Source organism: Bradyrhizobium sp. STM 3843, assembly GCF_000239815.1.
GTDB lineage: Bacteria > Pseudomonadota > Alphaproteobacteria > Rhizobiales > Xanthobacteraceae > Bradyrhizobium.
The window spans coordinates 39161-51732 of record NZ_CAFK01000085.1; the positions used below are offsets into that span (position 1 = coordinate 39161).

Annotated in this window: 12 protein-coding genes; 6 read left to right on the forward strand and 6 right to left on the reverse strand. The window is 63.6% G+C overall.

The genetic code is table 11. The features are described from left to right. Positions 1–87 precede the first annotated feature (87 nt). Positions 88–900 (reverse strand): crotonase/enoyl-CoA hydratase family protein, encoded by an 813-nt coding sequence (locus BRAS3843_RS11665; RefSeq protein ID WP_008969086.1) that lies wholly within the window; start codon positions 898–900, stop codon positions 88–90. Positions 901–1001: 101 nt separating this feature from the next. On the opposite strand from BRAS3843_RS11665, the gene BRAS3843_RS11670 reads away from it, so the two are divergent. Beyond that, entirely contained in the window at positions 1002–1877 is an 876-nt protein-coding gene (locus tag BRAS3843_RS11670; protein WP_008969087.1) for an SDR family oxidoreductase, read from the forward strand. Positions 1878–2170: 293 nt separating this feature from the next. Continuing rightward, positions 2171–3772, forward strand: a complete 1602-nt coding sequence (locus tag BRAS3843_RS11675; RefSeq protein WP_008969088.1) for an esterase-like activity of phytase family protein — start codon at positions 2171–2173, stop codon at positions 3770–3772. Positions 3773–3861: 89 nt separating this feature from the next. Here BRAS3843_RS11675 and BRAS3843_RS11680 read toward each other — a convergent pair whose 3' ends face one another. Further along, a complete protein-coding gene (locus BRAS3843_RS11680) occupies positions 3862–5139 on the reverse strand; it encodes an acyl-CoA dehydrogenase family protein (protein WP_008969089.1) in 1278 nt (425 codons plus the stop codon). Between the two features lie 178 nt (positions 5140–5317). Between BRAS3843_RS11680 and BRAS3843_RS11685 the strand changes: the two genes are divergently transcribed. Further along, complete coding sequence (locus BRAS3843_RS11685) at positions 5318–6097, forward strand: enoyl-CoA hydratase-related protein (RefSeq protein WP_008969090.1); 780 nt, start codon at positions 5318–5320, stop codon at positions 6095–6097. A 241-nt stretch (positions 6098–6338) separates the two neighbouring features. Here the strand turns inward: BRAS3843_RS11685 and BRAS3843_RS11690 are convergent, their stop codons facing one another. The 3 genes from BRAS3843_RS11690 to BRAS3843_RS11700 are packed head-to-tail and all read right to left on the reverse strand — an operon-like array spanning position 6339 to position 8566. Then, positions 6339–6725, reverse strand: a complete 387-nt coding sequence (locus BRAS3843_RS11690; protein WP_008969091.1) for a DUF6285 domain-containing protein — start codon at positions 6723–6725, stop codon at positions 6339–6341. Between the two features lie 57 nt (positions 6726–6782). Beyond that, positions 6783–7775: a phosphotransferase family protein gene (locus tag BRAS3843_RS11695; protein ID WP_035981477.1), complete on the reverse strand. Its 993-nt coding sequence runs from the start codon at positions 7773–7775 to the stop codon at positions 6783–6785. Continuing rightward, positions 7772–8566, reverse strand: coding sequence for an enoyl-CoA hydratase/isomerase (locus BRAS3843_RS11700; protein WP_008969093.1), 795 nt, complete (start codon positions 8564–8566; stop codon positions 7772–7774). The genes BRAS3843_RS11695 and BRAS3843_RS11700 overlap by 4 nt, the downstream gene beginning before the upstream one ends. Positions 8567–8740: 174 nt before the next feature. On the opposite strand from BRAS3843_RS11700, the gene BRAS3843_RS11705 reads away from it, so the two are divergent. Together BRAS3843_RS11705 and BRAS3843_RS11710 are read left to right on the forward strand one after the other, a co-directional pair. Then, positions 8741–9520: an SDR family oxidoreductase gene (locus BRAS3843_RS11705; protein ID WP_008969094.1), complete on the forward strand. Its 780-nt coding sequence runs from the start codon at positions 8741–8743 to the stop codon at positions 9518–9520. Positions 9521–9748: 228 nt separating this feature from the next. Next, on the forward strand, positions 9749–10591 hold the full coding sequence (locus BRAS3843_RS11710) for an alpha/beta hydrolase (protein WP_008969096.1): 843 nt from the start codon (positions 9749–9751) through the stop codon (positions 10589–10591). A gap of 708 nt (positions 10592–11299) precedes the next feature. On the opposite strand, the gene BRAS3843_RS11715 is transcribed toward BRAS3843_RS11710, so the two are convergent. Then, positions 11300–11587 carry a hypothetical protein gene (locus BRAS3843_RS11715; RefSeq protein ID WP_008969097.1) on the reverse strand — a complete coding sequence of 96 codons (288 nt, stop codon included), beginning with the start codon at positions 11585–11587 and terminating at the stop codon, positions 11300–11302. A gap of 177 nt (positions 11588–11764) precedes the next feature. Here BRAS3843_RS11715 and BRAS3843_RS11720 point away from each other — a divergent pair, with 177 nt between their 5' ends. After that, a complete protein-coding gene (locus BRAS3843_RS11720) occupies positions 11765–12376 on the forward strand; it encodes a flavin reductase family protein (protein ID WP_008969098.1) in 612 nt (203 codons plus the stop codon). Positions 12377–12572 lie beyond the last annotated feature (196 nt).

The window sequence follows — 12572 nt, forward strand, 5'->3', positions numbered from 1 at the left end:
CTGCCCGGCAACCCGTCAGTCTGCAAGTTTTTTGCCGCAGCGCAAGATGAAGATGCGGGCTGTGCCGCTCCGGGACGAGGCGAGACGTCAAACATCGACAAATCGCGGCGCCCGCTTCTCGATATTGGCACGCACGGCCTCGAGCTGGTTCGGACTGCCAATCAGCTTCTGCTGCTCGACCGACTCGGCCAGCAGTGCTGGACCGGGATCGACAGATAGGTTGTTCAGCATCCGCTTTGCGGCGCGGATCGCATCGGGGCTCTTGCCGGCGATCTCCAACGCTGTCTCCAACGCAGCGGCGCGCGGATCATCGCAGATGCGGGTGACCAGGCCATAGGACTGCGCTTCCTGGGCCGAGAAGACGCGTCCCGTATAGGTCAGCTCGCGCAGGATATCGTCGCGCATGAGCGTCGCCAGAATTGGAGTTCCCGCCATGTCGGGCACCAGGCCCCATTTGATCTCCATGATCGACATCCTGGTATCGGGGGCGGCGTAACGCATGTCCGCGCCGAGCGCGAGCTGGAAACCACCGCCGAACGCAACACCATGCACCGCAGCAATCACCGGCACCGGCAATTGCCGCCAGCCCCACACCGCCTGCTGGGCGAAATTGGCCTGACCGTGGGTGCGGATGGTCAGATCGCGCGCCTCACCGCCGGGAATACCGTTGCCGCCGCTGTCGTTCATCGCCGCAAAGCGTCCCATATCGAGACCCGCGCAGAATGCACGCCCCTCACCTGAGAGCACGACCGCGCGCAGGCCCTTCTCCTTGGACAGCCGCTCGGTCGCCTTAACCAGCGCCTCGAACATCGCCATGTCGAGCGCATTCATCTTGTCGGCCCTGACGAGGCGGACGTCGGCAACCCCGTTCTTGATCTCGATTGCTATCCGGCTTTCCATCGAAAGGTTCTCCCTGGCCCTCTTCTTTCCGGCTTTACAGGAAACCGGCAGAGCGATTTAGTCAATCAACCGATGTACGACGGGATTCTGAGGTACAGCACATGTTCCAGGACAATCTCCTCGCAGGCCGACGGATTCTGGTGACAGGTGGCGGGACAGGACTCGGCAAGGCGATGGCCGCGCGCTTCCTGCAGCTCGGCGCCGAAGTGCATATTTGCGGGCGGCGGAAAATCGTTTGCGACGAGACCGCGACCGAGCTGATGGATCTCCATGGCGGCCAGGTCACCAGCCATGGCGTCGATATCAGAAGCGCTCAAGCCGTCGAGGAGATGGTCGAGAACATCTTCCGCGAAGGCGGCCTCACCGATCTCATCAACAATGCCGCCGGCAATTTCATCTCGCGCACCGAGGACCTCAGTCCGCGCGGTTTCGATGCCGTGGCGAACATCGTCATGCACGGCACCTTCTACGTGACGCACGCCGTCGGCCGACGCTGGATCGCAGCCAAGCAGCCCGGCAATGTCGTGTCGATCACGGTCACCTGGGTGCGCAACGGCTCGCCCTATGTGGTGCCGTCGGCGATGAGCAAGTCGGCGATCCACGCCATGACGATGTCGCTTGCGGCCGAATGGGGCCGCTATGGCATTCGGCTGAACACGATCGCACCCGGCGAAATCCCCACGGAAGGCATGAGCAAGCGCATCAAGCCCGGCGACGAGGCCGGCGCACGAACCAAGGCGATGAACCCGATGGGCCGGGTCGGCACCATGGAGGAATTGCAGAACCTCGCGGTGTTCCTGATCTCCGGCGGCTGCGACTGGATCAACGGCGAGACGATCGCGATGGATGGAGCCCAGGCGCTGGCGATGGGCGGCAATTTCTATCAGCTGCGCGACTGGACCGACGAGGACTGGGCCAAGGCGAAGGATTCGATCAAGGCGCAGAACGAGAAGGACCGCGCGACCCGCGCGAGCTGACACGCTCGCCTCCGCGAAGCCAGCGCCAATCGCAGCGCAGTTTGTGCGGCCACGGTGAGATAGGACCTCGGTTGTGGTGCCAATCGCCTCATCGCGGCACGATCCGCGACGCGATTGAAGCGATGCACTCTGCTGTTGACCACGCGTGCGAAACTGCGACGCGTCATCGCAGTGTCATCAAATTCGGATTCATCTGAAATTCGACGATCGTCTCCTTCCTTCCCCTGACGCGAAGACATTTCTGCTTCGTTCGTCGGCATAATTTTCTGCGCCCCAAGATTGGATAGACATAAATGATCACAAATCTCTCTTCGCTGAGGGCTTCGCGCCATGACGCCTGGACGTCTCTCGCAGCCGGTGCGAGCGCGCTGCTGCTGATGACGGGCGCCGCCTGCGCGGATTCCTCCGTCACTTTCCAGGGACAGACCTACGTCAACAAGGGCCTGGTCGGCATCGCCCGCGTTCCGTCGAACGCTGTCGATCAGTTCGGCGACACGCTCGGCGGCTTCGGCTCCGGCATGGCGATGAATCTCGACAGCTGGCACAAGAATCGCGACGGCAGCTATGGCGGCACCTCGTACATGCTGCCGGACCGTGGCTGGAATACGCAAGGAACGGTCGACTTCCACGGCCGGCTGCATCGCTTCGAGCTCACGCTCAATCCGCTCTATTCCGGCTCGACCACCAGCCAGAACCAGCTGCAGCTGAACTACAAGGGCTCGATCCTGTTTCATCGCTGGGGTGGCCAGCAGACCACGGGCCTCGATCCGGCCGGCGTGCAGCCGGCGGATCTCATCTTCCCCGATCTGCCGATCGCCTCCAACAAGAGCATCAGCCTCGACAATGAGGCCGTGGTGCATGTCGGCGACGGCACCTACTGGGTCAGCGATGAATACGGCGCCTACATTTATCACTATGATCACCACGGCGCGCTGTTGAACGTGATCCGGCCGCCGGATGCCTTCATCCCGATGCGCCGCGACAGCTCGGGCAACCTGGTCGAGGACTTCTCCGCCAATAGCCCGCCGATCGGCGCGACCTATGACAAGGGCAATCCAGTCTCGGGCCGGCAGAACAACCAGGGCTTCGAGGGTCTGGCCATGAGCCCGGACCGCAAGACCCTGTTCATCCTGCTGCAGAGCGCGCTGATCCAGGACCTCGATGCAACCAGTTCGAAGACCATCAAGCTGACCCGCAACAACACCCGCCTGCTGGCCTATGATCTGCGCCACCGCCAGCCCAAGCTGGTCGGCGAATATGTCGTGCAGCTGCCGCATTATCAGGATCAGACCACGACGACCCCGACCCTGCTCACGGCGGCTCAGAGCGAGCTGCTTGCGCTCAACGATCATCAGTTCCTGGTGCTCGCCCGCGACAGCAGTGGCGGCTTTACAGCGAAGAGCGCCGGCTCTGTCTATCGCAGCGTCGACCTGCTCGACATTTCCGGAGCGACCAACATCGCCGGTACCGCGTATGACAGCCCTACTACGCCGGTCGCGCCGAAAGGCGTGCTCCTCAGCACGATCACGCCCGCGATCTATCAGAAATTTCTTGATATCAACGACAACACCCAGCTGAACCGCTTCGGCCTGCACAACGGCGCACCGAACGACAGCAATGACCTGTACGAAAAGTGGGAAAGCATGGCGGTGGTGCCCGTCGGTGATCCCAGGGCGCCGCACGACTACTTCCTGTTCGTCGGCAGCGACAACGACTTCATCACCCAGGACGGCCATATGGTCGGGCAAGCCTACGCCGATGCCACGGGTGCCAATGTCGACACGCTGGTGCTGGTCTATCGCGTGACGCTGCCGACCTATGTGCGTCCGCAGACTAATCCGTTCGAGCATTTTGCGGGTTTCGGGTTCGGCTTCGATTTCGACGATCATCACTGATCTCGCCGAAAGTGCAGCGATCCGACCGCCGGCCTGCCCAAGGCCGGCGGTTTTTGCTGATGCCACGTCGCAACGAATCGATCGATCTCTCACGCGCGCTTGCCCGCCCCCATATAGCCGAACAGGAATCCCGCCACCTTGCGCATCTGGATCTCCTCGCTGCCCTCGGTGATGCGGTAGCGGCGGTGATGGCGGTAGATGTGCTCGAACGGCTTGTGCCGCGAATAGCCCATGCCGCCATGCACCTGGATCGCGCGGTCCGCGGCCTCGCAGCAGAGCCGGTTGGCCCAGTAGTTACACATCGAGACCTTGTCGGAGAGCGTGTGCTCGACCTCGGCCTGGGTCATCTGGTCCATTTGCCAGGCCGTCTTGCGGATCAGAAGCCGCAGCATTTCCGCCTGCGTCGCAAGCTCCACCAGCGGCCACTGGATCGCCTGGTTCTCGGCCAGCGCCTTGCCGAAGGGTTTCCGTTCGCGTGCGTAGTTCACACTCTCATTGATGCAGTAGACCGCTGCCCCCAGCGAGCTCGCAGCCTGGCGAATGCGATTCTCATGCACGAAGCATTGCGCCAGCGACAGGCCGCGCCCGACCTCGCCGAACACGGCGTCTTCCGGCACGAACACGTCGTTAAAGCTGACGCGCGGATGATCGGTCGGCATGTTGAAGGTCCAGAGATATTCCTCGACCTTCACGCCCTCGCTGTTTGCCGGCACCAGGAAACAGCTGATGCCGCGGGCATCGCCGTCATTGCCGGAGGTGCGGGCAAACAGCGCGCAGTGCGTGGCGACATGCATACCGGTGGTCCACATCTTCTCGCCATTGATCAGCCAGCCCTTGACGTTGTCGCGCGTTGCCGGCACCGCCTTGGTCTCCATATGCGTGGCGTCGGAGCCATGATGTGGTTCGGTCAGGCCGAAGGTGATGCGGTATTTGCCGGTGATTGTCCCGTCGATCATCTCCTTCTGGTTCTCGCTGCCGTAGCGGTCGAGCATGGTGACGACAGGAAAATTGCCTACGATCGAATGCTCGTTCTGCAGATCGTTGTGCAGGCCAAGCCCCTTGGATGCGAAGTGCTCGCGGATCACGGCCATCCAGAGGTTCGAGCCATCCCTGCCGCCATAGCGCTTCGGGATCGCAAAGCGCAGGTGGCCGGCTCGGTCGGCGCGATCCTTGGCCTGGCGCAGCAGCGCCTCCCACTCATGCCGCGGCAGCCCGCCATTGTCGAAGTCGGTGCGGGCCCATTCGCGGCGATGGTCGAAGAAGCGGATGTTGTCATCGGACTGTTCCAAGGGCTTGATCTCGGTGTCGATGAAACGATCGAGCTCGGCGAGATAGGCGACGAGCTCCTGGGGCAAGGAAAAGTCCATGGCATCTCTCCCGGCATTTTGTTGTTTGTCGTACCGCACGCGCGACGCATCTCGCCGTGATCGGCGGTCTGCTTGCGACGCGCGCCGTCCCTGCGTATTTGAGGCAGCGCGCGAGCTGAGCTTGCGCTAGTCTCGCGCGCGAACATTCCACATCAACGAAAAACTGGAGGGACCGCCGATGGAGCTGAAATATTCGAAGATCACCCGCAACGGCCCGATCACGGTCGTCACCTTGGCGCGGCCCGAGGTCTACAACGCGCTGCATATCGAGGCGCATTACGAGCTCAACAAGGTGTTCGATCAGTTCGCCGCCGATCCCGAGCAGTGGGTCGCGATCGTAACCGGCGAGGGCGACAAGGCTTTCTGCGCCGGCAACGATCTGAAATGGCAGGCAGCGGGCGGCGCGCGCGGCTGGGACAAGGGCGGCTTCGCCGGACTGACCTCGCGCTTCGACTGCGACAAGCCGCTGATCGCGGCGGTCAACGGCGTCGCGATGGGTGGCGGCTTCGAGATCGCGCTGGCTTGCGATCTGATCATCGCCTCCGAAAATGCCACCTTCGCCCTGCCCGAGCCGCGCGTTGGGCTGGCCGCGCTCGCCGGCGGCCTGCAGCGGCTGCCGCGACAGATCGGTCTGAAGCGCGCGATGGGCATGATCCTGACCGCGCGCCATGTCAGCGCAAAGGAAGGCCTCGAACTCGGCTTCGTCAACGAGGTGGTGCCGCAGGGCGAGGCGCTGGCCGGAGCGATGCGCTGGGCCGAAATGATTGCCAAGAACTCGCCGATGTCGATCCGCGCCTCCAAACAGGCGATCGAAAAAGGCCTTGCGGTGTCGCTGCAGCAGGCGGTCATGGAGCAGCGCGACTATCCCGCCGTGCAGGCGATGCTCAACTCGCAGGACTATATCGAAGGGCCAAAAGCCTTTGCCGAGAAGCGCCCGCCGAAATGGGTGGGGAAGTAACACTCCATTGTCATTCCGCGGCATGATCGTGATGAGACGCCCGCTCGCCGTCCACTTTCGTCTGTCGTCCCCGCGAACGCGGGGACCCATAGCCACTGGCGGACGTGCTGACGGTCGGTCTCTCCCAGCGCGCCTCAAACTGACATCACGCGCTATGGGTCCCGGCGTTCGCCGGGACGAGGATAGGAAACGGCGTGCCCAACATGCTCCGTTCGCTGACGCGCCTCGCAAGGACGGAGGACTAGGCATCACCATCCGTCCTTCCCGCTTCGCGCCGGTAGGACGCATAGTTCGGCTGGTCGACGGCAAGCTTGTCGAGCGTGGTCTGCCAGAGATGCTCCTTCAGGCCCGGCGTTGAAAGATCCATCGCGCCGCTGGCGATCTTGTCGGCGAGCGCGCGGTTCAAGTCGGAAAGTGACCCATCCGCGGCGAGCAACGCTTTCAGCCGCGCCAGCTCTGCGGCTTCGCCCTGCTCCGCCGAGGTCAGTTGCCGCGCCACCAGATCCAGCGCGTTGATGCCGACGCGCAGCTTGAAGCCCTGATGGCCCGAGATCAGGGGCGCGATGTCGTTGCGCAGGAAATCGGCGACGGCCTTGGCCAATTCCGCGGGTGTCGGCTCGTCCTGCATAAGGCTCTCCATTCTTGGCATGATCTGATTCCGAAAACCGGTTCCCACTTTTCGGGATCATGCCGCTCCCCTCGGCGCAAGCAGCCGCAACAAATCGATTTCCGTCTCCGAGGCGCGGCGGCCGATCATCGCGCGCTCCATTGAATGATCGGGCGCCTCACGGAAGCGCTGCATCATGCCGCAGCACATCACGCCCCAGCGCAGCGTGCCCATGACCTCCCAGAACATCACGCGCGCGGCGTCGACCTTGCGACCTGCCGCCTCGTACCCCGCAAACAGGTCTTCACGCGCGCCGAAGCCGCCGACCGGCTTGTCGATCTCGCCGAAGCGCCAGGAGTTGACGCAGATCCAGCCGAGATCCTCCATCGGGTCGCCGAGATGGGCGAGCTCCCAGTCGAGCACGGCGCGGACGCCGTCGGGACCGATGATCAGGTTGCCGTGGCGGAAATCGCCATGCACCAACGTCACCTCCGCGGGCGGACCGGGATCGTGCTCGGCCAACCAGCGCAGCGCCAGCTCGAACACCGGCCGCGGCCAGCCGAAGCTGCGATATTCGCGCGTGAGCTCGGCGATCTCCTTTGTCGCGCTCAACTCGCGCAGGCTCGTCGGCAGTTCGTCGCGGGCAACGCCGTGAATGCCCGCGGCGATACCGCCGAGCTGCCGCGCCAGATGCGGCCGCACATCGGCGAAATCAGCATCGCGCAGGATCTTGCGCGCGATGGTCTCGCCTTCGATCCGCTGCATGATGAAGCCGGTGCCGAGCTCGTCGTCCGGCGTCAACAGATGCAGCACGCGCGGCGACGGCACGCCGGCCTCATAAGCCAGCTGCATCAGCGCCGCCTCGTTGTCGAGGCCCGCCGCGCGTCCCGGTGCTGCGCCATAGCCCTTCGGCGCGCGGCGCAGGATCGCGCCAATAGCACCATCGGGATGAACGATGTCGAAGCGCCAGGTCTCCTGGCTGGCGCCGCCCGACAGCATTGCAGCCCCCGTCACGCCGGTCGCACCCGGCATGAATCGCGCGACGCAGCGGGACAGCGCCGCCTCGATCATTGGCCCCGAAACTTGGCGGGACGCTTTTCCAGAAACGCGCCGACGCCCTCCTTGAAATCCTCGGTCCTCCCGGCGACGCGCTGGAGCTGGAATTCCAGGTTGAGCTGGTCCTCGAACGAGTTCTCCGGACTGTCCCAATAGAGCCTGCGGATCAGCGACAGCGCCACCGTCGGGCCGCTGGCGAGTTCACGGGCGAGCTTCATCGCCTCCTCCATCAGCGCGCCGTCGTCGTAGACGCGGTTGACGAGCCCCCACTGCAGCGCCGTCTCGGCCGGAAGCTTCTCGCCCATCAGCGACAGCTCGATCGCGCGCGCCTTGCCGACCAAGCGCGGCAGCAGCCAGGTCGAGCCGCAGTCCGGCACCAGGCCGATGCGGCGGAACGCCTGCAGGAAATAGGCGGACTTTGCGCACAGGATCATGTCGCCCATCAGTGCAAAGCTCATCCCGGCGCCGGCGGCGGGGCCGTTCACGGCGGTGACGATCGGGCAATGCAGGTTGCGCAGCCGACGCAGGAACGGATGAAACGCGGTCTCCAGCGCCGCGCCGGCATTGCTGCGACCCGGCTTGGCCTGCGTATTGCGGCCCTGCAGATTGGCGCCGGTGCAGAATGCGCGGCCGGCGCCGGTGAGCACCAGGCAGCGCACCTCGGCCTTCCTCTCCTCGATCTCGTCGAGCGCCTCGGCGAGGCCACCGAGCATGTCGATCGAGACCGCGTTCATGACCTCCTGATGGTCGAGCGTCAGAACGGCGACCGATCCTTCAATATCCAGCGTGACGTGTTTGAACTGCATGGTTTCCTCTCAAGCGCTCGCCGAGGCCGGCATTCTTTGGCGTGGAAATTTCACCGGCGGCGTGCGTCGTGGCGACATATTTGATTTTTGCAGGCGCCTTGTCCATGCTTGCCGGATCGGAAGGATCTGCCAAAAGCGCACAGCGGCTGCGCGGCACAACATACGGAAACGCCCATGACCATTTTCGATCTCACCGGCCGCGTGGCCGTCGTCACCGGCGGCAATGGGGGCATAGGCCTCGGCATCGCCCAGGCACTTGCGTCCAGTGGCTGCAACGTTTCGATCTGGGGCCGCAATGCCGAGAAGAACCAGGCTGCTGCCAGCTCGATGGCGGCCGGCCCCGGAAAGATCGACACCCGCATCTGCGACGTCACCAATCCTGCCTCCGTGAACGAGGCCATGAAGGCGACGCTCGACCGGTTCGGCCGCGTTGACGGCTGCTTTGCCAATGCCGGCATCGGCGGCGGCGGTCGCAGATCCTTCATCGAGCGCAGCGAGGAGGAGTGGCGCACGATGTTTTCGACCAATCTCGACGGCGTCTTCCATGCCTTCCAGTCCGCCGCCAAGCACATGACCGAGCGCGCGCAAAATGGCGACGCGTTCGGCCGGCTGGTGGCCACCTCGAGCCTGGCTTCGCTGTTCGGCACCGCCCGCAACGAGCACTATGCCGCGACTAAGGCTGCGATCAACGCGCTGTGCCGGGCGCTCGCCGTCGAGCTGGCGCGCTATGGCATCACCGCCAATGCGATCCTGCCGGGCTGGATCAAGAGCGACATGACCGCAGGCCTGATGGCCAACGACAAGTTCGTCGCCAATGTGATGCCGCGCATTCCGATGCGCCGCTTCGGCGAGCCCTCCGATTTCGGCGGCATCGCGGTGTACCTGATGAGCAAGGCCTCGTCGTATCACACCGCGGATTGCTTCGTGATCGACGGCGGCTATACGGCCTTCTGAGACCGGCCTGGACGCGCGGCGCGAAGTGCGTGCGAATCGCGGCTCTTCGTCGCGCGCACCAACGTCTGCAAGCTCCCGCCGTTCAGCTCGCCTTGCGCGGAACAGGGTTCCGTTCCCGCGGCGTTCTGTCACGTTTCTGAAATTTAATGGCCGCGTCTCTGCGACAGGGTGATGAAACGTGCGTTGCTTCGTTTTAGATAACTCAAAAAGTTGATCGGGACGGAAGCGATGAAACGGGGAATAACGGTTCTGGCGTGCGTGTCTGCCTTGGCCGTCGCGGGCTATGTCGCGATGAGCAAATGGGGAATCGAACACGACAGTCTGGACCTCTACGACGCCGCGCGGCAACGCCCGGTGACGGTCGATGTCGCCGTCCGCAAGGATTATGAGATGAAGGCCGAAGCCGGCATCCGGCCTCTGCCGGTTGCCGTCATCAGCAACGGTAACACGGTCAGGAACACCGAGTATTCCTTCCTCGCCAACGTGTTTGCCGCGCGCGGCTATCTCGTCGCCAGCATCCAGCAGGATCTGCCGACCGATCCGCCGCTCGTAACCAAGATCGGCATGCCCTATGTCGGGCGGCTGCCGGTCTATGAGAAAGGCGAGGCCAACATCCTGTTCGTGCTGAGCGAGTTGAAGAAGCGGCGTCCGAATGCCGACTACACGCATCTGACCCTGGTCGGCCATTCCAACGGGGGCGACACCGCGATGTATTTCGCCAAGGAACATCCGGACCTGGTGTCGCAGGTCGTCACGCTCGATAATCTGCGCGTTCCTTTCGTGATCCGCGACAAGCTCAAGATCCTGTCCTTCCGCTCCGACGACCCCGTGTTCAAGACCGACCCCGGCGTGCTGCCCGCGCCGCAGGTGGCGAAGAAAGACGGGATCGATATCGTCAAGACCCATTTCCAGCACACCTGGATGAGCGACCGTGGTCCCGACAGCGTCAAGGAGCGGATCCAGGCGACGCTCGACAGCTTCCTCGGCGGCGACTCGTCGAGCGACCTTGCGCCGGCGCCGACCGACCCCAACAGCCTGCTTGTCAACAACGGCGCAGCTGCGCTGCCGTGAAGTGACACGCAGATGTGCATTCACCTCCTCGCGGCGCGATCGGCGTCCGAGTTGTTCTGATCGAGACCCTCTTGATAACGAGAGGGCGCAGGGAAGACCGGGCGTTGGCCTCGCCCATGGCCCGCCTGCAACAAGGAAAGCAGGCGGCAGTCACCACAGGTCTGGCCGAAACTCCCGGCCTTCCCTGCGCGATGGCTTTACGGCTTATACGCGCTCTCCTTGGGGACCGGCTTTCTTGCCCCCATTTTCGCGACAACGCTGACGCGTTGCGCGGACATCAGCACCGGGATGCCAGGACCACGCGACTTCGCCGTGCGCCGTGAGTTGTTCGTCCGCGTGACCTCACGCTGCAACCCAAAGCGCCCACCGCATCCCCGCCCCGCGTATCGTGACGACGCGCGTACGCCCCTCTCATCGAGGCGGGATGGCGCACACTATGCACGAATTCTGAAAAAACGAAACAGAAATAATTTCGCTGATGGAGCCGAGCGGGACGATCCGCTTGACCCGATTGCGCAAATTGATCTTTCCGCGCATGCCGATTTACGGCGGTCGGGCGCGTTTCAGCCGCCGCATCCCCTCTCATCGTGAGATGCTTTGCCCGACAGGCAGCATTTGCAGGCTTAAGCCAAACTCGCTGTCATTCCGGGGCGCAAGAGTGCGCGAGCCCGGAACGACGATCGAGACAAACTGCGTCCGTGCAGCAGCTCACTTCTTTGAGGGCGACTTCGCCGCGGGGCCATTCTTGTTCCCCGGCATGCCCTTGATGTTGGACGGATCCTGCGCGCTGACATCAGGGTTCTGCCGGCTCATCGACGAGCTGGAGCCGACCGTGCCCTTGTCGGTGGGCGGACCGTTCTTGTTCCCCGGGGCGCCCTGGATACCGGCGCCGGAATTCTGCGCGCTCGGCGGATTGTTCTGAGCCCCGCTTTGCGCCGATGCCGCACTTGCAGACAGCAGACACGCGATCGCAATTGCACTCACCATCGCTTTCATGGCGTACCTCCAAAACGAGTATTTTGTGCAGTTCGAACGTCGCGGCAGCCGCGGCGTTCCGACAACCGGCAAATTAAAGCTGCCCCGTTCCGCTCGGCTCCTGCCCGCTTTATCGGCTTTATGGCCACGCTGCATCGCACTACGCTCGGCGATGAAGCCAACAAGCAGGACCCGTCCATGGAATATCTTCCCACCGATCTGTCCCCGCGCGAGCGCTACAAGATCCTGACCTCCTTTGTGCTGCCGCGGCCGATCGCCTGGGTCACCAGCATGGGCGAGACCGGCGTCGTCAACGCGGCGCCATTCTCGTTCTTCAACGTGCTCGGCGAGGATCCGCCGCTCTGCGTGTTCGCGATCAACCTGCGCCCCGACGGCCGCACCAAGGACACGCTGGTCAACATTCGCCGCTCAGGCGAGTTCGTGGTGCACATCACCGACGAGCCGCTGGCCCAGGCGATGCACGACACCGGCGGCGACTTTCCCCCCGATGTCAGCGAGCCCGATCATCTCGGGCTGAATCTCGCGCCCTCCAGCACGGTGCTGGTGCCGCGGCTTGCCGAGGCGCCGTTCGCCATGGAATGCAGGACCTGGAAGATCATCGACGTCAACGGCGACCGCCAGCTGGTGTTCGGCGAAGGCGTCAACTTCCACATCCGCGACGAGTTGTGGGACCGCGAGAAGATGCGGGTGCATATGGAGCTGTTCCACCCGGTCGGGCGCATGTTCGCCGACCGCTATTGCCGCACCAATGACCGGATGGATTTTCCGCCGGCGAAGGGAGAAGGATAACGGTCTTTCGCCGCCGTTTGCTTGTCCCGGACGCGGTGCGGCACGCAGTGACGAGCCGCAGAGCCGGGACCCAGAAGCCTCATGCCCGACTTCACGCGGGAGTACGGCGTAGCCCTGCTCGGCTCTTTCGAACTTTTGAGTCGATCCGCGAAGCTCGATCGCGCGAATGTTCTGACGCGCTGGCGACGTGCGTAGA

Bases quoted from the DNA above. Each gene is read 5' to 3' on its own strand.
- BRAS3843_RS11665 (WP_008969086.1), bottom strand. From the start codon at position 900: ATGGAAAGCCGGATAGCAATCGAGATCAAGAACGGGGTTGCCGACGTC.
- BRAS3843_RS11670 (WP_008969087.1), top strand. From the start codon at position 1,002: ATGTTCCAGGACAATCTCCTCGCAGGCCGACGGATTCTGGTGACAGGT.
- BRAS3843_RS11675 (WP_008969088.1), top strand. From the start codon at position 2,171: ATGATCACAAATCTCTCTTCGCTGAGGGCTTCGCGCCATGACGCCTGG.
- BRAS3843_RS11680 (WP_008969089.1), bottom strand. From the start codon at position 5,139: ATGGACTTTTCCTTGCCCCAGGAGCTCGTCGCCTATCTCGCCGAGCTC.
- BRAS3843_RS11685 (WP_008969090.1), top strand. From the start codon at position 5,318: ATGGAGCTGAAATATTCGAAGATCACCCGCAACGGCCCGATCACGGTC.
- BRAS3843_RS11690 (WP_008969091.1), bottom strand. From the start codon at position 6,725: ATGCAGGACGAGCCGACACCCGCGGAATTGGCCAAGGCCGTCGCCGAT.
- BRAS3843_RS11695 (WP_035981477.1), bottom strand. From the start codon at position 7,775: ATGATCGAGGCGGCGCTGTCCCGCTGCGTCGCGCGATTCATGCCGGGT.
- BRAS3843_RS11700 (WP_008969093.1), bottom strand. From the start codon at position 8,566: ATGCAGTTCAAACACGTCACGCTGGATATTGAAGGATCGGTCGCCGTT.
- BRAS3843_RS11705 (WP_008969094.1), top strand. From the start codon at position 8,741: ATGACCATTTTCGATCTCACCGGCCGCGTGGCCGTCGTCACCGGCGGC.
- BRAS3843_RS11710 (WP_008969096.1), top strand. From the start codon at position 9,749: ATGAAACGGGGAATAACGGTTCTGGCGTGCGTGTCTGCCTTGGCCGTC.
- BRAS3843_RS11715 (WP_008969097.1), bottom strand. From the start codon at position 11,587: ATGAAAGCGATGGTGAGTGCAATTGCGATCGCGTGTCTGCTGTCTGCA.
- BRAS3843_RS11720 (WP_008969098.1), top strand. From the start codon at position 11,765: ATGGAATATCTTCCCACCGATCTGTCCCCGCGCGAGCGCTACAAGATC.